Raw genomic sequence first — 18,278 nt, 5'->3', positions numbered from 1 at the left:
CTCAAAGACTTCCGTCGTATCGCCACCCGATACGACAAGCTGGCCCGCAACTATGCCTCCGCCGTCGCACTCGCCGCTGTCATCGCCTTCTGGTGCTGATTGAGTCCAGACCCTAGAGGAAGATCGTGGCGACGAACAGCGCGAGAAACGCCGTCGCTTGGGACCATCCGCTCAAACCGGCATGCCGGGCTCCGTCCGCTGCCATGGTCATTGGTCGAGCCCACTCCGTTTCCGCCTGCCGATTAACGGAAGAGGCCATTAAATTGTGGTTGCTCCGGTAAAGGCGGATCGCTCGCGGACGTCATGATTCGTCATGGACGGTACTCGTCCGACCGGCATGGACGACCGGGGGACAAGCGATTTGGTCGAAGCGTGCGGCCGATCCTTTGCGGAAACCTCGCCCGCGACGTCGAGGTGGATGCCGGTTCGGCGAAAAAGAGCGCGGCACAGCAAAGGCCGGGAGACGTGCCCCGACCCAACGTGGTCGGGCGCAGCTCTCGCCGGACGCACGCTCCGCGCGATTGATCTCAAATGGCCGATACCGCCGTTCGAGGGTGCGCGGAGGCCGGCTCGTGCCAGGACCATTTGCGCCCATATGCGCTGATTGGCGCCTCCACGAGACGCGTCAGAAGCCAGCCTACGGCAACGCAGACCGGCAGGGCCGCGACGGTGACCCCCCATTGCGCCGCCGTTCCGACATCAGGTTTTGTGCCGAGAACAAGCCCGTGCATCAGGCCCAGAACCGGCATGTGCGTCAGGTAGACGGCGTAGGAGGTGGTGCCGAAGAAGCACAGGATCGGCGAACGGAAGCGTATCGCTTCGGGTGCGCCGCGCACGAGGGTCAGTAGAAAGGCAGTGCATCCCAGTGAAACGGCGAGCGGCCCGAAGACTTGGAAAACGATGCCTTGTTCGCTGTCCATCAGCTTCAACAGGCAAGTGACGAGGAGAAGCAGCGGCGCGGCCAGCCGCAGCGGCAATTCCAGGCGTGCGCCCAAGGTTTGCGGCGAAGCTATCGCCAGTGCGCCGAGCACGCCGCAGATGAGTACGTCGGCCCGGGTGGGCAGGAAGACGAGTGTCGCCATCCGCCAGTCCGGCACCAGGAGAAGAATGCCTGCCCGAGCGCACACCGCCGCGAGGATGATGATGCAGAGCACTGCAGCGAGGCGGCGACGCGGCACGAGCAGGCACAAGAGTGGCAGCGCAAGGTAGAAGTGCTCTTCGAGGCCCATCGTCCAGGTCGGACCGAGCCACTCATGTCCAACGTCGTTGCGGGCCGCCATGAACACGTTTTGGCTGAAGGTGAGGTAGGACCAGAGCGGGAAGGTCGTGTCGGCGTGTGCCCAGGGCCGATCGACCAAGCTAACGAGACCGAAGATCGCGAGAACGCACAACATGTAGATCGGCAGCGTGCGGCAGGCCCGACGCACGTAGAAGACGGTCAGAAAGTTCCGCGCGTGGCTCTTGTCGAGGATCAGCTTGCCGACGAGGTAGCCGCTCAGCACAAAGAACATGTCCACCGCAAGCCAGCCCACCATGAAGACGGAAAGGCCCCCCGGCACTTCCCCGAAGTAATGCGAGATCACAACGAAGATCGTCATGAGACCTCGAAGACCGTCGAGAGCGACCACACGTCGATCAGGGCTGAAAGGGCTGGCAGGATCGCGGCGGCTCATCGTGACAGTCGCCATCAGTTCAGTTGGCTGCATGAAGACTGCCTCGGTGATGAGCTATTCTACCGCGGAAGCGTCAACGCAGTCTAAAGGCACTCATTGATGGGCGGGAGCCGGCCGGAGCGTGTCCGGGGGGCTTCAATAATGCGGCGGGGGCGGCTCCGGAGCGCCGGTGCCGGTGCGGGCGCCGGCCTCCTCGACCTGCTCCACGAGCTTGGCCAGATGCCGCGTCAGGGCATCGATCTGGCGCCATTGCGCGGTGATCGTCGCGTTGAGGTCGTCGATGACCACGTCCTGTTCGGTCAACCGCATCTCCAGGGCATCGATGCGGGCGGACAGCGTGTCGTCGTCGGTCATGGCTGGTCCCGCCTCATCGCAACGTTTCGGGATCGTGGTCCGGCCGCTCGACGAGGCCGGGTCCGAGCGCGATGCGGTGGTCGAAGACGAAGCAGTCGCCGCGCCAGCGGCTCTCCGCCTCGGGGATCGTCTCGAGATAGCGCAGGATGCCGCCCTCGAGATGGTGGACGGTTGCGAACCCCTTGGCGCGCATGTAGGCCCCTGCCTTCTCGCAGCGGATGCCGCCGGTGCAGAACATCGCCACCGCCGGATGCGCGGCGGGGTCGAGGCCGTCGACATAGGCCTGGAAATCCGAGAACCGCGACAGGTGTGGGTCGGTCGCCCCCTCGAACGTGCCGAGATTCACCTCGAAGGCGTTGCGGGTGTCGAGGAGGAGCAGGCCCGGCGTATCGAGCAGCGCGTTCCACGCCTCGGGCGGCACGGGAATCCCCGCCTCGCCCGCATCGGTGGCACCGTCGTCGAAGGTCACGATCTCTCGCTTCACCCGGACCTTGAGGTGGCCGAACGGCGCTGCCTCCGCGCTCGAAAGCTTCACGTCGAGATTGTCCAAGCGCCCGCCGAAGAGCGGGCCGTCCCGCATCTCCGACAGGAGCGTGGCCATGCCGGCCTCGCTGCCCGCGATGGTGCCGTTGATCCCCTCCCGCGCCAGGAGGAGCGTGCCGAGGATGCCGAGTTCCGTGCAACGCCGCTCCAACGCGTCGCGCAGGTCTGCGGCGTCGGGCAGGGGGACGAAGCGGTAGAGGGCGGCGACGGTGTAGGGCATCGGCGGCAGGGCCTATCAGGCGTGGTCGTCAGGGGGAACCGCTGGGCGCCCCGGCCTCGATCCGGCGCAGGACGAAGGTGGTGCCGACCTCGGGCTCGCGCCGCCAATGGTTCTCCCCCGCCGGCACCAGCCCCACCACATGGCCGCGCCGTGCCACCAGGGTGAGCCGGCCGGGAGCCGCCAGCCAAGCGGCCGGATCGAAGGTCGTCAGACCGCTGTCGCGGCAACCGTCGAGGACGCGGACCGGGGCGGTCCCGCCACCCTCCGCCGGTTTCAGTTCGAGGCGGCAGACGTCCTGCTCGCGGTAGCGGTCGAGGGCGTAGATGCCGGCCGTCGGCCGCGGGCCGGCAGGCGTCGCTCCGCTCGTCTGCGCACCGGTATTCTGGCCCCCTGCCACCGTGGGATCGTCTCGCTCGAGCTTGAACCCGGCGCCGCCATCCGGCGCCGGCGCGGGAGGGGGTGCCATCGCCACGATCTGGAGCGGGACGAGGCTGTAGACCTCGCCTCCCTCGGTTTTGGCCATGAGGCTGCGCCGGTCGTCCCGCGCCTTGAAGATCAGGACCGGCCGGACGTTCTTGTCCACGAGGCGGACGACGCCGTCCACGAACAGCCAGGCGGCGACCTCGTTCAGGATCGGCAGGGCACGGCGGCACCCGGCGGGAAATGACAGGCGCCGCCCGCTCTCGAAGCTCTGCGACGCGAGAGTCATGACGCAGCGCCGCGTGCTGCCGTCCCGCGACAGGTCCCAGGTGCCGGGAACCCCTTCGATGGTGGGCGGCAGGGTCTCCACGAATCCGGGTGGCGGGCTCGCCGCGACGGGCGTCTCCGAGGGGCCTGGGGCAGCGGGGGGCTCCGTCGGTGTCGGGGCGGCCGGGGCAGGGGGCGCGGCCGGGGCGGGCGTCGCCTGGGGTGCGCCCTGTGCCATCCCTTGTGTCCTGTCCTGGCTCACCCCCTGGGCCTGCGCCGGACCGGCCAGGGCCGCGATAGTCAACAGACCGGCGAGAAGGCCGCCACGGGACCGTGCGAGACAAATCATCGGGCCGCTCCGGTGCCGCGCGCGTTCGCCGGCGTTTCCGGCACCGGCGTCAGCGGGCCCTCGCCGGAGAACCAGGAGAGCAGGTTGTCGACCACGAGCCGGCCCATGGCCTCGCGGGTCTGGACGGAGCCGGAGCCCACATGCGGCAGCAGGACGACCCGTTCCAGGCCGAGGAAGGCCTCCGGCACCTCCGGCTCGGCGGCGAAGACATCGAGCCCCGCGCCGTGGATCGTGCCCGATCGTAGGGCCTCGATCAACGCCGGCTCGTCAATGAGGCTGCCGCGGGCGACGTTGACGACGATCCCGTCGGGGCCGAGGGCATCCAGGATCTCGGCATCGACGATCCCGTTCGTCTCCGGGCCGCCGGGCGCCACGATCATGAGGACGTCCACCGCCCGCGCCATGTCCAGCAGGGTAGGGTGGAAGGCATAGGCCACGTCCTCCTGCCGGCGGCGGCCGTGATAGGACAGGGTCACGCCGAAACCTTCGAGGCGGCGCGCGATGGCCCGCCCGATCCGGCCGAGGCCGAGGATGCCCACATGCCGGCCGCGCAGGGTCGCGGTGAGCGGGTAGGTCCGTGTCGGCCAGTGCCCGGCGCGCAGGTGGCGGTCCGCCTGCGGGATCTCCCGCACGGTCGCGAGCAACAGCCCGAGGGCGAGGTCGGCCACCTCGTCGGAGAGCACGTCGGGCGTGTTGGTCACGACGATGCCCCGCTCCGCCGCAGCGCCCACATCGATCGTATCGTAGCCGACGCCGTAACTCGCCACGATCTCGAGATGGGGCAGCCGCTCGAAGAGGGCGCGGTCGACGGGGGCCTGCGCCCCGATCGCCATGGCGCGGATGCGCGGCCCGATCTCGCGATAGAACGCGTCGGGATCGGGGGCGGTGTCGGCGCGGTGGAGGGTGAAGGCGCCGGCCAGCGCCTCCATCACGCTGGGCTGCATCGGCTTCAGGAGCAACAGGTCGGCAGGCTGCATGTCGCGCTCGTCATCCGTCCCCGGAACCGGCCACGAAGAGGAGTGGGCCTGGGAGGATACGGCTGTAATCCGCCGTCCGGGCAGGGTCCAGCCATCGCGGCGGGCCTGGACCCGCCAAGGTCGCCATGCGGCGCGTGGGCGGCAGTCATGAGCCCAATGCGCCGTGTGCGCCGGCCTACTTCCAAGCGGGCCTTTCGAACATTACTAAAGAGGTCGAGAGTCACGCGTTCGCCCGTGATCCGATCAACGATGAAAACCGAAACAGCCACGCCATGACTGCCCCGCGCACCCTCTACGACAAGATCTGGGACGACCACGTGGTCGATGTCGAGCCGGACGGCACCAGCCTCCTCTACATCGACCGCCATCTCGTCCATGAGGTGACGAGCCCTCAGGCCTTCGAGGGGCTGCGCGTGGCCGGACGGCGCGTGCGCCACCCGGAGAAGACCCTGGCCGTGGTGGACCACAACGTCCAGACCTCGGACCGCCGCTTCGGCATCGAGGATCCCGAGAGCCGCCTCCAGCTGGAGACCCTGGCCGAGAATGTGCGCGACTTCGGCATCGAGTTCTACGATGCCCTCGACCGCCGCCAAGGCATCGTCCACGTCATCGGCCCCGAACAGGGCTTCACCCTGCCGGGCCAGACCATCGTCTGCGGCGACAGCCACACCTCGACCCATGGCGCCTTCGGCGCGCTGGCGCATGGCATCGGCACCTCGGAGGTGGAGCACGTGCTCGCCACCCAGACGCTGCTGCAGCGCAAGGCCAAGAACATGCGCGTCACCGTGGACGGCACCCTGCCGCCCGGCGTCACCGCCAAGGACATCATCCTCGCCATCATCGGCGAGATCGGCACCGCCGGCGGCACCGGCTACGTCATCGAATACGCTGGCGAGGCGATCCGCGCCCTCTCGATGGAGGGGCGCATGACGATCTGCAACATGTCGATCGAGGGCGGCGCCCGCGCCGGCCTGGTGGCGCCGGACGCCATCACCTACGCCTATGTCAAGGACCGCCCCAAGGCCCCCAAGGGCGAGGCGTTCGAGCGGGCCCGCGCCTATTGGGACAGCCTCGCCACCGACGAGGGCGCCTTCTTCGACCGCGAGGTCCGCCTCGACGCGGCGAGCCTGCCGCCCCTGGTGAGCTGGGGCACCAGCCCCGAGGACGTGGTCTCGATCTCCGGCTTCGTGCCCGACCCGGCCGTCATCGCCGACGAGAACAAGCGCCAGTCGAAGGCGAAGGCCCTCGATTACATGGGCCTCACGCCGGGCACGAAGATCACCGACATCACCCTCGACCGCGTCTTCATCGGTTCCTGCACCAACGGCCGCATCGAGGATCTGCGCGCCGTGGCCAAGATGGTGGAGGGCCGCAAGGTCCATCCGTCGGTCTCGGCCATGGTGGTGCCGGGCTCCGGCGTGGTGAAGGCCCAGGCGGAAGCGGAAGGCATCGACCTCATCCTCAAGGAGGCCGGGTTCGACTGGCGCGAGCCGGGCTGCTCCATGTGCCTCGGCATGAACGCCGACCGCCTGAGCCCCAACGAGCGCTGCGCCTCCACCTCCAACCGCAACTTCGAAGGCCGCCAGGGCCATCGCGGGCGCACCCACCTCGTCTCCCCCGCCATGGCGGCCGCCGCCGCCGTGGCCGGCCGGTTCGTCGACATCCGCGAGTGGCGCGGCGAGGCCTGAGCGCCGAGCCTGAGCGGAATCCGCGAAACGGGCCGGAATCGCGATTGACGCGGCCGGCCCGTCCGCCTAAACGAACCTCCGCGTCGGCAAACATCTGCCGACCGGCCCAGGTGGCGGAATTGGTAGACGCGCTGGTTTCAGGTACCAGTCTTGCAAGAGGTGAAGGTTCGAGTCCTTTCCTGGGCACCAAGCGACTTTAAGTCGTTGCTCCGTTGATATTATTGGATTTTCTGGGTCAGACCGGTACACAAAACCGGGTCACACTCCTACATGATCCTCACGATGAAACGGCGCTCTACCCGAGCGGATTCGGGTCACATCCAGTTTAAGCTTCGTGTTCCAGCCGACGTGGCCCAACGGGTTCGCGGTCGCATCTGACTATTGAGCTCCCAGCTTCAGGGCGGATCCGACTTGTGCCGTCAGCTTCTGTCTCGGCGAGTTCGCCAAGGTGTCGCTTCGGAGATGCGATGCCGCAATGGCCACTTGCGACCCTTGCGACCGTGTCAAAGCTCTATAGTGCGGTTTGAGCAAGGCCGGTGCCGCTCCGTCAGCGTTAGGTCACGGCCCTCGCCGGGGAATGCCGGCGTCCAGGCCATGTGGCGGCTCTCGAATCTCGAGGGTAGTTCGAGCTTGTACGGTTTGCAGCCGAGATTACTAACATGCCCGTTCCATCCGACGTAGAGGCAATCGCCGGTGTCATGCGGATCCCGACGCTGATGCTATATCGAAATTAAGAAATTTCAGTGTTCCGGGCTGTCTCCACTAAATGAATGGCCAAATAACTAAAACGACTTTCCTTGAGGCTTAATAGAAATATATGGACTTCCAAGAGAGTTGATATTTATACTCAATAGAAATCTCTGCTGTTTACCATTATCGAGGTGGACGACATAACGGCAAGCCGCAGTAAAAAACTCTCCCTGTAGGGCAAAAGAATCTGTTTGGGCGGAGCTCAAATCAATCGCCAAAGGAAGGTCATTTTTTTCCGCAGCGCGATTGAATTCTTCAATGATCAGCTTTCGCACCGGAAGCCTTTCACATCCAGTAGCGGTTCCTGCGGAGGGTGTGTGTCGTACAGGGGGAGGTTGTATTGAGGCAGGGGGGTTAGTAGGTTCTGCTATGGCCTGGTTTTCGTCAGCGACCGTCAACGACGTTTCTTGCTGCTGGCGCTGCGCCTCCATGGCGGCCTTGCTCTGAGCGAGGCGCTGTTCTGCAGCTTGACGGCGCAAGCGAGATGCCTCGGTGGCCTTTTTTATCTCTGAAAGCGCACTTTCTTCAGCTGCAGCTTGGCGCTCTATTTCCAGGGCAACCTCTTCGTCATGTTTTGCGCGTTCCCTCGCAGCACTTATGCGTGCTGAACGCAATTTCTCGGCCGCCTCATTATCTTTCCGCAGATCGCTTTGTCGTTGCCGGTTCGCTTCCGTCTGAGCCGCAAGAGATGCTTCTTCTTCGGCGCGGTTGCGCGCGATTCTTTCTGCCGTTGCCGCTTCGGCCTCAAGTGCTTGTCGTTTCTGCGCCTTTGTAGCTGCATCCTGAGCAAGTATTGCCGAGCGCACTGTTCCAATTGCTAACTGCAGCTCACTGACACGTTTTTCAGTGAACATAAGAACGTTAGGATTTCGGGGATTCGGGGTAATGCCGAATGGTGTATTTGCAATAGCATAACATTCCGCGTAGATGGCCCGAAATTCATTAATATCTCTATCAGACCAGTCTTGAAAACGCTTGCCGAGGAACTCATCACGATTCTGGCGGCCAAAACTTATCGATTGCATCTCAGAAAGAGCAGCCCTGCATCCGCCCTGAGCATCAACCCAATTCTTAACATACGCAACATCTCCTGCGGCTGCACTTGTGGCACAAAGTAAGCTCAGGAAGATTGCTCGGAAATGCATCGAACGTTCTCGTGTCGGTGGTAGGCACAACCATTACAGATGTAGTAAGGCCAAGCTATGCATCTTTGCCACCATAATTTTTCGCTAGGTGCGAGAAAAGACGTTCGTTGAGCATCGATGCGTCTGATCCCGCAATGTGGTGGTACGATTGACCACCATGCGGGGAGGGATGCGCTATGGGATAAATTCTCCATGGCGGCACCCACAGGCTGCCGACGGTCTGTCGCGCACGACAACTACGTCAAGAGAGCGTGAGGGCGGCGACCAAACGCGTCGGCGGCGGAGCATGGTGGCGGCGGGTGAACGCCCGAAGCCGCAGGCCATTGGTGGCCGTCATTCTCCGGCTTCCTCGCCTGGGGCGCGCCGGATCCACACCGTCGCAAAGGGTTCGCCCGGTCGAAGCGCGGTCTCGAGGGCGCCTTTCCGGTGGAGGCCCTCGAGGGCAGGCCCGATCGGCAGGCCCGCCTTTGCGGCGATACGCTCGCTGAAGGCCACCCGTTCGACCCATTCGGCCGGCACGTGTTCGAGCACGGTGCGTTCCTCGTCGGTGAAGACGGGCGGCACGTTGAGCGCATCGATCGCCGCCTCGAGGCTGGCGACCGGCATTCCGTCCACGCACCAGACCCGCTCGAAAGGCAGTCCGGCCGCCTGCCGCGCCGCGCCCGCATAGCCCCGGTCGATGCAGGTCAGCCGCGGGATGGCGCTGTGCTGCATCAGCCAGCCGGAGCCGTTCGGCCCATAATTCATGTGGCCGTCGTCACGGAGTTTGCCGGCCTTCACGTCGTCGAGGGTGATCGTCATGCTGCGGCTCCAAGGTCGAGCGCGTTGGAGCGTGCCGTGCGTGCGAGGCCCGACCGTGACATCCGCCTCGGCCTCTTCGGGCGGGATTCCGGGCCAGCGTTCCCGCCGGGCCAGCGCGGTCCCGGTGCACTCTCCAAGCGCCCCATCGCCGGCCAGGATATCCCGGTGCCCTCGGCAGGCAAGTCGCAGGGCAGCTTTACCGCCCCTTCGCTGGGACACAGGCCCTCGCGCGCCGGGCCGATTCGGACGGTTCACGCACGGCTCCCGGTGACTTGACGCTCCGAGCGTCCGCCGGCCAAGCTCTCGCGGCTTCCGAGCAGGCGTCGGGGCAAGCCCCGCCGACGCCGATGTCCCACTCTCGAGAGACGCTTCCAGAATGGTTCTTTCCCGTTTCCGCCGGGCCACCGGCCGCCTCCTCGCCCTCCTCGGCCTCGTCTCCCCGCTCCTCTCCGTCCCGCTCCTGCCGGCCCTCGCCGCCGAGGCGGTCTTCCCGCCCGCCGGCGGGATCGGTCTGGTTCCGCCCGCCGGGATGACACCCGCCAAGAGCTTCGCCGGTTTCGAGCATCCCTCCGGCGCCTCGATCGTCATCGTCGCGATGCCGGCCGAGGCGTATGGGCAGCTCGCCGAAAAGTTCACCCCCGATGCCCTGCGCGCGACGGGCTTTGCCGCCGTGGGAGCGGCCGAGGCGCTGCCGGTCGCCGGCGGCGAGGGCCGTGTCCTGCGCGGCAGCCAGTCGGCCAGGGGGATCGCCTATACCAAGTGGGTCGCGGTGGTGCGGGGCGGGGACGGCACCGGCCTCGTCACCGTGCAGGTTCCGGAAGCGGCCCGTGCACAGGTGCCGAACCAGGCGGTGGAAGCCGCGCTCGGCACCATCGCCTTCCGCTCCCCCGGCAGCGTCGCCGATCAGATCGCGGCCATGCCCTATGCGGTGGGGGACTTGGCCGGGTTCCGCCCGGTGCGGACGCTGATGGGGAATACCCTCCTGCTCACCGATGGCCCCAAGGACGTCGATCCCGAAGGCACCCAGCCGCTCGTCATCGTGGCGCCCTCCCTGGGCAAGGCCCCGGTCGCGACCGGCCAGCAGAGCGCCTTCGCCCGCAAGGCGCTGGGCACCATCCGGGAGGTGAAGGACATCGCGGTCACCGACGAGAGCCGCACCAGCGAGGGCGGCGCGGTCCTCATCCGCCTGCGCGCCACCGGCAAGGACGTGCGGTCCGGCCGAAAGGTCGGGGTGACCCAGACGATCCGCTTCGAGGGCAAGAGCTACCTGCGCGTCATCGGTCTCGCCGGCGCGGACCAGCCGGACGCCCTCGCACGGGCCGAGCGCGTCGCCGCCTCGGTGGGTCCGCGCTGAGTAGGCGTGGCCTGGTGGAGGGCCGTCCGTCGGCCTTCGCGAAGGTGGAGCATGCCATGAACGCCACGATCCGCTGCGTCTGCGCCCTCGCGGCCCTCGTTCCCATCGCGGCCCCGGCCCAGGATGTCGGAGCGAGCATCCTGCAGGGGCTTCAGCAGCAACAGTTCCAGAGCCTCGACGCGGCCATCGGCGCCGAGTCGGTGGGCGAAACGGCGCGGCAGTCCCGGACGGAGGCCGGCCCGCCGCGGAGGGCGGGCGACCTGTCCTTCACCGCGAGCGCGGAGCTGCGCGCCACGACGGTCGCCCGGTACGTTCGGGAGCTGAGCGCCACCGATCCCGTCGCGGCGCAGGAGGTCGCGCGGGAGATGGCCCGGCACGATTAAGACACGCTCTTTCGCGGCCTCCTCACCAAGACCGACCTGCGCGCGGACGATGCGGGCGACGTGCTCACCACCTTCATCGTTCTCCAATGGATGGTGGCCAACGATACGAACGTCGAGCCGAGCGCCGCCGCCCTCCGGGCCATCCGCCGCCGGATGGTGGAGCCCCTGGCGGGCAAGCCGCCCCTGTCGCGGGCCGCCACGCGCGCCGCCTTCGCCGAACGGGTGAAGCTGCGCGCCGTGCTGCACCATGCCAGCTGGCAGGCCGCCCGGCGCCTCGGGACGGTGCCGGCTTTCGTTGCCGGGCTCTCCAAGGATCTCATTCCCCCCACGGCGCTCCGGGATGTCATGCTCACGAACGACGGGCTGGTTGCGAAGGATCGTCGGAACGGCCCCGGGGCGGGGGGTGGCACGGCGGCAAGGTAGGCGCGTCGGGAGCCGAACCCGCCGCCGGCGCCCCTGCCTCGGCTCGATCCCATCCCGGTGGAGGCGGAGCAGCCACCGCCAAGCGTGCCTGGGCCAAGCGGTCCGCCCTCCATCGGCCGGCGCCCCGAACCGCCTCTCGGATTGCAGCCCCACGGCGATGTCGGAGAGGACACGCCGTTCAAGCCCTGGAGGGTGGCGCCCGGCGCGTTCGTCCCATTCCAGGCCGGCGTTGTCGTGCAGCCGGTCCTCGGATTGCTCGTGTTCGCCAAGGCGCCCTTGATCGCGATCCGGCGCCGGCTCCGTTGCCGACGCGGGAGAGACGGATTCCGGCCGACCTTCGACAGGCGCTCATGGGATTCCTGTCGCCGCCGGTGGGCCGACCTCCGCATGGGTCGGATGATTGGCAAACCCGAGCGATGAGGCATCTCCATCGCAGATGGGGCGGCGCTCACGGCACGTCTTGCAATTATAAATTATGACTATAATTTATAGGCCGAAGCGATCCCCTGAGGGGTGCATCGTGGGAGAGCGTCATGGGCAAGACTGACATCAAGACGGCCATCGTCACCGGAGCGGCGTCCGGCATCGGAAAGGCCACGGCCAAAGCCCTGAAAGCGGCGGGCTACCGCGTCTACGGCACGAGCCGCAGACCCACTCAGGGGCGGGACGGGGACATCACGATGCTGGCCTGCGACGTGACCGACGACGCCTCCGTCGAGGCCCTGGTGAGGACGGTCCACGGCGAGACCGGGCGGATCGATCTGCTCGTCAACAATGCCGGTTTCGGCATCAGCGGCGCGGCCGAGGAATCCACCGTCGAGCAGGCGCAATCGCTTTTCGACGTCAACCTGTTCGGTGTCATTCGCACGATTCGGGCGGTCCTCCCGCTGATGCGGGCGCAGCGGAGCGGGCGCATCGTCAACATCAGCTCCATTCAGGGGCTCATCCCGGCGCCGTACATGGCGCTCTATTCGGCGAGCAAGCACGCGGTGGAAGGCTATTCGGAATCCCTGGACCACGAGGTTCGCGGCCAGGGCATCCGCGTCGTGCTGGTCGAGCCCGCCTATACGCGCACAGCCTTCGACGCGAACCTGGTCTCCCCCGATGCGCCCTTGAGTCTCTACGATTCCGATCGCGCGGGCAGGGCGCGCTTCCTGCGTGAGGTCATGGCCACGGCCGACACGCCCGACATCGTCGCCAAGGTCGTGGTGACGGCAGCGACCGTTGCGGCGCCCCATCTCCGCTACACGGCTGGCTCGATGGCGCGGCAGGCCGGCTTCCTGCGCCGTTTCGTGCCGGCGAAGCAGTTCGACAAGAGCTTCCGCAAGCAGATGCACCTTCCCCCGGTCTCCTGACCTCCGCGCTTCGAGCACCCGGGGGTAGGGCGCGTTCCGCCCGGCTCTCAGCCACGACCGGGATTGACCATCGGGTCGGCCTGGAGCCTTGCCGCCGCCAGATCGATGAAGGCGCGCACCTTGGCCGGCGCGCGCCTTCCCTCCAGGCTCACGATATGGACCGGGAGCGGCACTGCGTCCGGATCGTCGAGGACCAGCCTGAGCCGGCCTTCGGCGACCGACGGCGCCACCTGATAGGACAGCAGGGGTGCGATCCCTTGGCCCGCGATGGCAGCCGCCAGGACCGCGTCGATGGTGTTGCAGATCAACCGACATCGCGTGGCGCCACGCGTCGGCCCTTCGGCCGGGGAATGGCGCTCGAAGGGCAGTCGCGTTCCCATCAGCTCGATGGTCGCGTGGCGGTGCAAATCCCCCATCGATTCCGGTGTCCCGTGCCGGTCGAGATAGTCCGGCGAGGCACACAGAACCCTGCGAACCGTGCCGACCCGGACCGCGACGAGCCCGGAATCGGCGAGGTGCCCGATGCGGATTCCCACATCGGCGCCCTCCTCGATCAGGTTGACCACCCGGTCGAGGAACAGCGCCCGCACGCCGACGGCCGGGTAACGCGCAAGAAATTCGGTGACGGCAGGCAAGACATAAAGCCGGCCGAACTGCACCGGAGCGGTGATCGTCAAGGTTCCGGAAGGTGTCGCGTATGCGCCGGCCGCGAGTGCTTCCGCCTCTTCCATGTCCGATAGGATGCGGCGGCAATCCTCCAGATAGCGTCCGCCCGCCTCGGTGAGCATCAGCGAGCGCGTGGTGCGCGTCAGCAGCCGGGTTCCGATGCGGTTCTCCAGGGCGGCCACCGCGCGGGTCACGGCGGGCGGGCTCATGTTGAGTTGGCGCGCCGCAGCGGCGAAACCGCCGCTTTCCGCCACCCGCACGAAGACCCGCATCGCCTGCCACCGATCCATGCCGGCCTCCCTTGTGCCCGCGGATTATTCCATCAAACGGAATAGTCGATTGTGGAGAATGCCGGTTCACGCGCTCTAGGCAAGGGTCTCTGATGTGCCCGTGGCCGGCGCCTTCGCCCGGTCGTCGCGGAGACACGTCATGAAGCTGTTTCACATGGCCCTGTCCGGGCATGCGCATCGGGCGCGCCTATTCTTGTCGCTGGTGGGCGCGGATTGCGAGATCATCGAGGTCGATCTCGCCGCTGGCGCGCACAGGACACCGGACTTCCTCGCCCTGAACCCGTTCGGACAGGTGCCGGTGCTCGTTGACGGCGACGTGGTGGTTCCGGATTCCAGCGCCATCCTGGTCTACGTGGCGAAAAAGCTCGGGCGCACGGATTGGCTGCCCGAGGATGCTCTCGCGGCGGCGCGGGTACAGCGCTGGCTCTCGGTGGCGGCCGGCCCTATCGCCTTCGGACCCGCCGCCGCCCGGCTGATCACCGTCTTCGGCGCTCGCTTTGACACGGCCGAAGTGATTGCCCGCGCTCATCAAATCCTAGGCCGCATCGAGGCGGAGCTCGCCGGTCGCGCCTGGATCGCCGCCGACCACCCGACCATCGCGGACGTGGCCCTCTACAGCTACGTCGCCGCAGCCCCCGAGGGGAATGTCGACCTCGCCTCCTATGCCGAGATCCGAGCCTGGCTCGGCCGCATCGAAGCGCTGCCCGGCTTCGTGGCCTTTCCGACGACGGCGGCCGGCCTGCGCGCGGCCTGAGACGAAATCCTGCCACGGGAGATCCCCCATGTCCTCATCCGACCCTCACCCCGCCTCGCCCTGGCACCCGGGCGAGATCGCGATCCAGGATCATGCCGGCGTCGCCGAGCGCATGACAGAGATCGGCCCCCGCGTGATCCGCGACCGGATGATCGAGCAGCATCGCGACTTCTTCCGGCACCTGCCCTTCGTGGCGCTCGGGGCGGTGGACCCGGAGGGCGACGTCTGGGCGACGATCCGGACGGGCGAACCGGGATTCCTCGACGCGCCGGATCCCTTCCGGCTGCGCGTGCGGGCAGCCGCCGAACCCGGTGATCCCGCCGAGGCGGGCCTGACGGAGGGAGCGGCGGTGGGGCTGCTCGGGATCGATCTCGCGACGCGGCGGAGGAACCGCCTGAACGGAATCGTGCAGCGCAGGGAGGGCGACGGTTTCGAGGTCCGGGTGCAGCAGAGCTTCGGCAATTGCCCGCAATACATCCACGTCCGGCAGGGGGCGGAGCGCCCGCAAAATCTTGTCGCGGCGGCCCCGGAGACCGGCCATGGCCTCGACGAGAGCGCCCGTGCGCTCATCGCCGGGGCCGATACGGTCTTCGTCGCCACCTATGCGGAGGGGCGGGACGGGGACCGGCAGGTCGACGTCTCCCATCGCGGCGGCCCCAAAGGCTTCGTGCGGATCGGCGAGGACGACGTGCTCACGGTCCCGGATTATTCCGGCAACCGCTTCTTCAACACATTGGGAAACATCCGCGCCAATCCCCGCGCCGGGCTCGCAATCATCGATTTCACCACCGGCGACCTGCTGCAGATGACGGGGCGGGCGGAGGTGCTCCTCGATTCCCCCGAGATCGCGCGCTTCCCGGGCGCCGAGCGGCTCTGGCGCTTCGCACCCCGGACCTTCGTCCGGCGCGCGGGGGCCGTGCCGCTCTGGTGACGGAGAGACCGGCGCCCGTGCCGGGGCCGCCTCAGCGACGGCGGCCCTGGCTTTGGCTCTGGCTCGCGCGGAGCGCCTTGCGGGCCCGGGCCTCGTGGATCGCGGCCACCTTCATCAGGAGGTGGCGGACGACATCCGAAGGCGCGCTCGCGGCACAGTCCCGCAGGGCGATCGCCGTTCGCACATGCATCAGCGCCTGGCCCAGCATCCGATCCCCGCTCTCCGCCCCATCCTTTCCCGGTCTAGCGGCGCGGTGCTTAAGGCATCATCAAGCCGAAGGCGTAAAAGGCCGGTTCGGCGCCGGGGAGGCCGTACGGGGGCCGCCGATCCGCTGCGAGAGTTGACGCCGGCCGTCGGGGCTGCCAACCCGGCCGCATTGCGGGTGCGGCCGATCCCTCGGTCCGCAGGAGTACCGAATCTTCATGTCCGATCTGCTTGAGACGATCCGCAGAACCCTCGTGCCGATCCACAAGGAGGGCTACCCCTTCATCCTGATCGGCATCGTGCTCACCGTGCTGTTCGGCTATTTCGCCCAGTTCGCCGGCTGGATCTTCCTGATCCTCACCCTCTGGGTCTGCTACTTCTTCCGCGATCCCGAGCGTGTGACCCCGGTGGCGGACGGCCTCGTGGTCTCGCCGGCCGACGGCCGGGTGAACCTGATCTCCACCGTGCTGCCGCCGCCCGAGCTCGACCTGCCGCAGGAGCCGATGACACGGATCTCGGTCTTCATGAACGTGTTCGATTGCCACGTGAACCGCGTCCCCGTCACCGGCAAGATCGGCCAGATCGTCTACACGCCCGGCCTGTTCCTCAATGCGGAACTCGACAAGGCCAGCGACGACAACGAGCGCAACGGCCTCGTCATCGAGACCACGCATCGCGGCAGCCCCCTGCGCATCGGCGTCGTGCAGATCGCCGGCTTGGTGGCCCGCCGCATCGTCGGCTGGGTGCAGGCGAACGATACCTTGAACGTGGGCGAGCGCTTCGGCCTGATCCGCTTCGGCTCGCGCGTCGACGTCTACCTGCCGGTCGGCACACGCGTGCTGGTCGGCCTCGGCCAGAAGGCGGTGGCGGGCGAGACCGTGCTCGCCGATCTCGGCGGCGGTCCCGAGCGCAGCTTCCGCCGCATCTGATCTCGCCCGGTCCCGCCCCGGCGGGGTCGCGATCCTTCGCGGACGGTGCCCCATAGGCCCGTTCGCCCGTCTTTCTGAAAAGGCGCGTCATGGACGATCTCTTTCCGCCCTTCGAGCCGGATGCCGACGAGCCGAAGCCGCGCCGCTTCAAGGCGGTGCCGTTCCGGATGATCGCGCCCAACATGATCACCCTGATGGCGGTCTGCCTCGGGCTGACCGCGATCCGTCTCGCGTTCGAGGGCAAGTTCGAGCCCGCCGTCATCGCCATCGTCGCGGCTGCCTTCCTCGACGGGATCGACGGGCGCGTCGCCCGCATGCTCAAGGGGACGTCGCGTTTCGGGGCCGAGCTCGATTCGCTGGCCGATTTCGTCAATTTCGGCTGCGCCCCGGCGCTCATCCTCTACGGCTTCGCCCTGAAGGAGTTGCGCTCGCTCGGCTGGATCGTCGCCCTGATCTTCGCCATCGCCATGGCACTGCGTCTCGCCCGCTTCAACGCGATGCTCGACGATCCCAACCGGCCCGCCTGGAAGAAGGACTTCTTCGTCGGCATGCCGGCGCCGGCCGGAGCGCTGACCGCGATGCTGCCGCTTTATCTCCACTTCCTCGGCCTGCCGTTCGAGCGCTGGGCCGCGCCGGTGGTGCTCGGCTACACGCTCTGCATCGCCCTCCTCGTGGTCTCCACCGTGCCCACCTTCTCCGGCAAGACCATGGGAAAGCGCGTGCCGCGCGAATGGGTACTGCCGATCTTCCTCGTCGTGGTCGCGGCCTTCGGCCTGTTCATCAGCTATCCGTTCGAGGCCATGGTGGTGATGGCGGGCGGCTACCTCGTCACCCTGCCGATCGGGGCCGCGCAGTACCGGCGCCGGGCGAAGATCGAGGAGCGTCTCGACGCAACCGGCCGTGGACAGATCGAGCCGGCGCCTGTCGAAAGCTGATCGGCTCACCTAACGTCTTTGCGGGAAGCCCGTTGGGCTCACGCTTTGGAGGCGACGGTGCTGGAAGAATTCAAGAAATTCGCGCTGCGCGGCAACGTCGTCGACTTGGCGGTGGGCGTGATCATCGGCGCCGCCTTCGGCTCCATCGTCACGTCGGCTGTCCAGGACGTGTTCATGCCGATCATCGGGGCGATCACGGGCGGCCTCGATTTCTCGAACTATTACATCCCGCTCTCGTCGAGCGTGCAGAAGGGCGCCGCCTATGCCGATGCCAAGAAGCAGGGCGCGGTGATCGGCTACGGCCAGTTCATCACCGTAGCGCTCAATTTCATGATCGTCGCCTTCGTGCTGTTCCTCGTCATCCGGGCCATGAACAAGCTTCAGACCCAGGAGGAGGCAAAGCCCCTTCCCGAAACCCCGGCGGACGTGAAGCTGCTGGGCGAGATCCGCGATATCCTCGCGGCCAAACCCAAGGTCTAGGGTCCCGAGGTCCGAGTTCAGATCGTCGTCGCAGGCGGTGCCTTCAGGTCGTCGAGGAGGCCATCCAGAGCCTGCTCGACCGCGCCTGTGCCTTCCTCATGGGTCTTCAGCCGAGTCTCGAGGCGACGCAATTGCGGCGCGAATTCCTCCGGCACGGCAGGTTCGCCGAGGAATTTCGGCGCATCGTCCTGCGTGGTGAAGACGGAGCGCAACTGTTGGCCGAGATGGTCCCGCACCGGCTCGGGCAGAGACGGATCGACATCCGCGGCGCCGGACTGTGCGGAAGCCGATTGATCAATGCGGAGAATCGGATCGTTTGCCATATCGGGTGTCTCCTTCAGTCAAGAGCAATAACCGGCCGGGGCGGAGAGTGTTGCGCGTGCCGAC

The 18,278-nt window shown here is 67.1% G+C and carries 20 protein-coding genes, 1 tRNA gene and 1 pseudogene; 12 read left to right on the top strand and 10 right to left on the bottom strand.

The window, feature by feature from the left end:
• Nucleotides 1-99 (top strand): annotated as a pseudogene (locus ASF26_RS11355) (IS5/IS1182 family transposase); the annotation flags it as partial.
• A gap of 428 nt (nucleotides 100-527) precedes the next feature.
• Here ASF26_RS11355 and ASF26_RS11350 read toward each other — a convergent pair.
• The 5 genes from ASF26_RS11350 to ASF26_RS11330 form a co-directional block, all read right to left on the bottom strand.
• The gene (locus tag ASF26_RS11350) at nucleotides 528-1,673 is read right to left on the bottom strand and encodes an acyltransferase (protein ID WP_280136352.1); all 1,146 of its coding nucleotides are present in this window, start codon (nucleotides 1,671-1,673) and stop codon (nucleotides 528-530) included.
• A gap of 135 nt (nucleotides 1,674-1,808) precedes the next feature.
• Nucleotides 1,809-2,027 carry a SlyX family protein gene (locus ASF26_RS11345; protein WP_018045441.1) on the bottom strand — a complete coding sequence of 73 codons (219 nt, stop codon included), beginning with the start codon at nucleotides 2,025-2,027 and terminating at the stop codon, nucleotides 1,809-1,811.
• A 13-nt stretch (nucleotides 2,028-2,040) separates the two neighbouring features.
• Nucleotides 2,041-2,790, bottom strand: a complete 750-nt coding sequence (locus ASF26_RS11340) for a rhodanese-like domain-containing protein (RefSeq protein WP_056253677.1) — start codon at nucleotides 2,788-2,790, stop codon at nucleotides 2,041-2,043.
• Nucleotides 2,791-2,818: 28 nt separating this feature from the next.
• Complete coding sequence (locus ASF26_RS11335; RefSeq protein ID WP_056253674.1) at nucleotides 2,819-3,826, bottom strand: AprI/Inh family metalloprotease inhibitor; 1,008 nt, start codon at nucleotides 3,824-3,826, stop codon at nucleotides 2,819-2,821.
• Nucleotides 3,823-4,803 carry a 2-hydroxyacid dehydrogenase gene (locus ASF26_RS11330; RefSeq protein WP_056253671.1) on the bottom strand — a complete coding sequence of 327 codons (981 nt, stop codon included), beginning with the start codon at nucleotides 4,801-4,803 and terminating at the stop codon, nucleotides 3,823-3,825. The genes ASF26_RS11335 and ASF26_RS11330 overlap by 4 nt, the downstream gene beginning before the upstream one ends.
• 272 nt (nucleotides 4,804-5,075) lie before the next feature.
• Here ASF26_RS11330 and leuC point away from each other — a divergent pair, with 272 nt between their 5' ends.
• Both leuC and ASF26_RS11320 read left to right on the top strand, forming a co-directional pair.
• Nucleotides 5,076-6,491, top strand: a complete 1,416-nt coding sequence (gene leuC, locus ASF26_RS11325) for a 3-isopropylmalate dehydratase large subunit (protein WP_056253667.1) — start codon at nucleotides 5,076-5,078, stop codon at nucleotides 6,489-6,491.
• Between the two features lie 104 nt (nucleotides 6,492-6,595).
• Nucleotides 6,596-6,680: transfer RNA gene (locus ASF26_RS11320), tRNA-Leu, on the top strand.
• A 593-nt stretch (nucleotides 6,681-7,273) separates the two neighbouring features.
• Here the strand turns inward: ASF26_RS11320 and ASF26_RS22680 are convergent.
• Both ASF26_RS22680 and ASF26_RS11315 read right to left on the bottom strand, forming a co-directional pair.
• On the bottom strand, nucleotides 7,274-8,386 hold the full coding sequence (locus ASF26_RS22680) for a DUF2992 family protein (RefSeq protein WP_156462959.1): 1,113 nt from the start codon (nucleotides 8,384-8,386) through the stop codon (nucleotides 7,274-7,276).
• 333 nt (nucleotides 8,387-8,719) lie between these two features.
• The gene (locus ASF26_RS11315; RefSeq protein ID WP_056253664.1) at nucleotides 8,720-9,187 is read right to left on the bottom strand and encodes a hypothetical protein; all 468 of its coding nucleotides are present in this window, start codon (nucleotides 9,185-9,187) and stop codon (nucleotides 8,720-8,722) included.
• 376 nt (nucleotides 9,188-9,563) lie between these two features.
• On the opposite strand from ASF26_RS11315, the gene ASF26_RS11310 reads away from it, so the two are divergent.
• The 4 genes from ASF26_RS11310 (at nucleotide 9,564) to ASF26_RS11290 (ending at nucleotide 12,702) form a co-directional block, all read left to right on the top strand.
• A complete protein-coding gene (locus ASF26_RS11310; protein ID WP_056253660.1) occupies nucleotides 9,564-10,541 on the top strand; it encodes a hypothetical protein in 978 nt (325 codons plus the stop codon).
• Nucleotides 10,542-10,597: 56 nt separating this feature from the next.
• Nucleotides 10,598-10,924, top strand: a complete 327-nt coding sequence (locus tag ASF26_RS11305) for a hypothetical protein (RefSeq protein WP_156462958.1) — start codon at nucleotides 10,598-10,600, stop codon at nucleotides 10,922-10,924.
• 60 nt (nucleotides 10,925-10,984) lie between these two features.
• Nucleotides 10,985-11,347, top strand: a complete 363-nt coding sequence (locus tag ASF26_RS11300; protein ID WP_056253653.1) for a hypothetical protein — start codon at nucleotides 10,985-10,987, stop codon at nucleotides 11,345-11,347.
• Between the two features lie 533 nt (nucleotides 11,348-11,880).
• Nucleotides 11,881-12,702, top strand: coding sequence for an oxidoreductase (locus ASF26_RS11290; protein WP_056253645.1), 822 nt, complete (start codon nucleotides 11,881-11,883; stop codon nucleotides 12,700-12,702).
• Between the two features lie 47 nt (nucleotides 12,703-12,749).
• Here ASF26_RS11290 and ASF26_RS11285 read toward each other — a convergent pair whose 3' ends face one another.
• Nucleotides 12,750-13,658, bottom strand: coding sequence for a LysR family transcriptional regulator (locus ASF26_RS11285; RefSeq protein WP_056253642.1), 909 nt, complete (start codon nucleotides 13,656-13,658; stop codon nucleotides 12,750-12,752).
• A 139-nt stretch (nucleotides 13,659-13,797) separates the two neighbouring features.
• Here ASF26_RS11285 and ASF26_RS11280 point away from each other — a divergent pair, with 139 nt between their 5' ends.
• On the top strand, nucleotides 13,798-14,412 hold the full coding sequence (locus tag ASF26_RS11280; RefSeq protein WP_056253640.1) for a glutathione S-transferase: 615 nt from the start codon (nucleotides 13,798-13,800) through the stop codon (nucleotides 14,410-14,412).
• A gap of 28 nt (nucleotides 14,413-14,440) precedes the next feature.
• Nucleotides 14,441-15,343, top strand: a complete 903-nt coding sequence (locus ASF26_RS11275; protein ID WP_056253638.1) for a pyridoxamine 5'-phosphate oxidase family protein — start codon at nucleotides 14,441-14,443, stop codon at nucleotides 15,341-15,343.
• A 31-nt stretch (nucleotides 15,344-15,374) separates the two neighbouring features.
• Here ASF26_RS11275 and ASF26_RS23110 read toward each other — a convergent pair whose 3' ends face one another.
• Nucleotides 15,375-15,551, bottom strand: a complete 177-nt coding sequence (locus ASF26_RS23110; RefSeq protein WP_200925913.1) for a hypothetical protein — start codon at nucleotides 15,549-15,551, stop codon at nucleotides 15,375-15,377.
• A 214-nt stretch (nucleotides 15,552-15,765) separates the two neighbouring features.
• Here ASF26_RS23110 and ASF26_RS11270 point away from each other — a divergent pair, with 214 nt between their 5' ends.
• The 3 genes from ASF26_RS11270 (at nucleotide 15,766) to mscL (ending at nucleotide 17,891) form a co-directional block, all read left to right on the top strand.
• Nucleotides 15,766-16,476 carry a phosphatidylserine decarboxylase gene (locus tag ASF26_RS11270; RefSeq protein ID WP_056253636.1) on the top strand — a complete coding sequence of 237 codons (711 nt, stop codon included), beginning with the start codon at nucleotides 15,766-15,768 and terminating at the stop codon, nucleotides 16,474-16,476.
• 89 nt (nucleotides 16,477-16,565) lie between these two features.
• Nucleotides 16,566-17,411, top strand: coding sequence for a phosphatidylcholine/phosphatidylserine synthase (locus tag ASF26_RS11265; protein ID WP_056253633.1), 846 nt, complete (start codon nucleotides 16,566-16,568; stop codon nucleotides 17,409-17,411).
• A 57-nt stretch (nucleotides 17,412-17,468) separates the two neighbouring features.
• Entirely contained in the window at nucleotides 17,469-17,891 is a 423-nt protein-coding gene (gene mscL / locus ASF26_RS11260; protein WP_056253697.1) for a large conductance mechanosensitive channel protein MscL, read from the top strand.
• 17 nt (nucleotides 17,892-17,908) lie between these two features.
• Here the strand turns inward: mscL and ASF26_RS11255 are convergent, their stop codons facing one another.
• Nucleotides 17,909-18,214, bottom strand: coding sequence for a hypothetical protein (locus ASF26_RS11255; RefSeq protein WP_056253630.1), 306 nt, complete (start codon nucleotides 18,212-18,214; stop codon nucleotides 17,909-17,911).
• Nucleotides 18,215-18,278: the final 64 nt, after the last annotated feature.

This window comes from Methylobacterium sp. Leaf93 (assembly GCF_001422345.1).
Lineage (GTDB): Bacteria > Pseudomonadota > Alphaproteobacteria > Rhizobiales > Beijerinckiaceae > Methylobacterium > Methylobacterium bullatum.
The sequence above is the reverse complement of the archived record's forward strand: the minus strand, read 5'-3'. Positions and strand labels throughout refer to the sequence as shown.

What these genes read in the sequence shown, in the direction of transcription:
- ASF26_RS11310 (WP_056253660.1), top strand. Translation starts at nt 9,564, where the DNA reads ATGGTTCTTTCCCGTTTCCGCCGGGCCACCGGCCGCCTCCTCGCCCTC.
- leuC (WP_056253667.1), top strand. Translation starts at nt 5,076, where the DNA reads ATGACTGCCCCGCGCACCCTCTACGACAAGATCTGGGACGACCACGTG.
- ASF26_RS11280 (WP_056253640.1), top strand. Translation starts at nt 13,798, where the DNA reads ATGAAGCTGTTTCACATGGCCCTGTCCGGGCATGCGCATCGGGCGCGC.
- ASF26_RS22680 (WP_156462959.1), bottom strand. Translation starts at nt 8,386, where the DNA reads ATGCATTTCCGAGCAATCTTCCTGAGCTTACTTTGTGCCACAAGTGCA.
- ASF26_RS11270 (WP_056253636.1), top strand. Translation starts at nt 15,766, where the DNA reads ATGTCCGATCTGCTTGAGACGATCCGCAGAACCCTCGTGCCGATCCAC.
- ASF26_RS11350 (WP_280136352.1), bottom strand. Translation starts at nt 1,673, where the DNA reads ATGAGCCGCCGCGATCCTGCCAGCCCTTTCAGCCCTGATCGACGTGTG.
- ASF26_RS11345 (WP_018045441.1), bottom strand. Translation starts at nt 2,027, where the DNA reads ATGACCGACGACGACACGCTGTCCGCCCGCATCGATGCCCTGGAGATG.
- ASF26_RS11335 (WP_056253674.1), bottom strand. Translation starts at nt 3,826, where the DNA reads ATGATTTGTCTCGCACGGTCCCGTGGCGGCCTTCTCGCCGGTCTGTTG.
- ASF26_RS11305 (WP_156462958.1), top strand. Translation starts at nt 10,598, where the DNA reads ATGAACGCCACGATCCGCTGCGTCTGCGCCCTCGCGGCCCTCGTTCCC.
- ASF26_RS11275 (WP_056253638.1), top strand. Translation starts at nt 14,441, where the DNA reads ATGTCCTCATCCGACCCTCACCCCGCCTCGCCCTGGCACCCGGGCGAG.
- ASF26_RS23110 (WP_200925913.1), bottom strand. Translation starts at nt 15,551, where the DNA reads ATGCTGGGCCAGGCGCTGATGCATGTGCGAACGGCGATCGCCCTGCGG.
- ASF26_RS11330 (WP_056253671.1), bottom strand. Translation starts at nt 4,803, where the DNA reads ATGCAGCCTGCCGACCTGTTGCTCCTGAAGCCGATGCAGCCCAGCGTG.
- ASF26_RS11285 (WP_056253642.1), bottom strand. Translation starts at nt 13,658, where the DNA reads ATGGATCGGTGGCAGGCGATGCGGGTCTTCGTGCGGGTGGCGGAAAGC.
- ASF26_RS11315 (WP_056253664.1), bottom strand. Translation starts at nt 9,187, where the DNA reads ATGACGATCACCCTCGACGACGTGAAGGCCGGCAAACTCCGTGACGAC.
- ASF26_RS11290 (WP_056253645.1), top strand. Translation starts at nt 11,881, where the DNA reads ATGGGCAAGACTGACATCAAGACGGCCATCGTCACCGGAGCGGCGTCC.
- ASF26_RS11340 (WP_056253677.1), bottom strand. Translation starts at nt 2,790, where the DNA reads ATGCCCTACACCGTCGCCGCCCTCTACCGCTTCGTCCCCCTGCCCGAC.
- ASF26_RS11265 (WP_056253633.1), top strand. Translation starts at nt 16,566, where the DNA reads ATGGACGATCTCTTTCCGCCCTTCGAGCCGGATGCCGACGAGCCGAAG.
- ASF26_RS11255 (WP_056253630.1), bottom strand. Translation starts at nt 18,214, where the DNA reads ATGGCAAACGATCCGATTCTCCGCATTGATCAATCGGCTTCCGCACAG.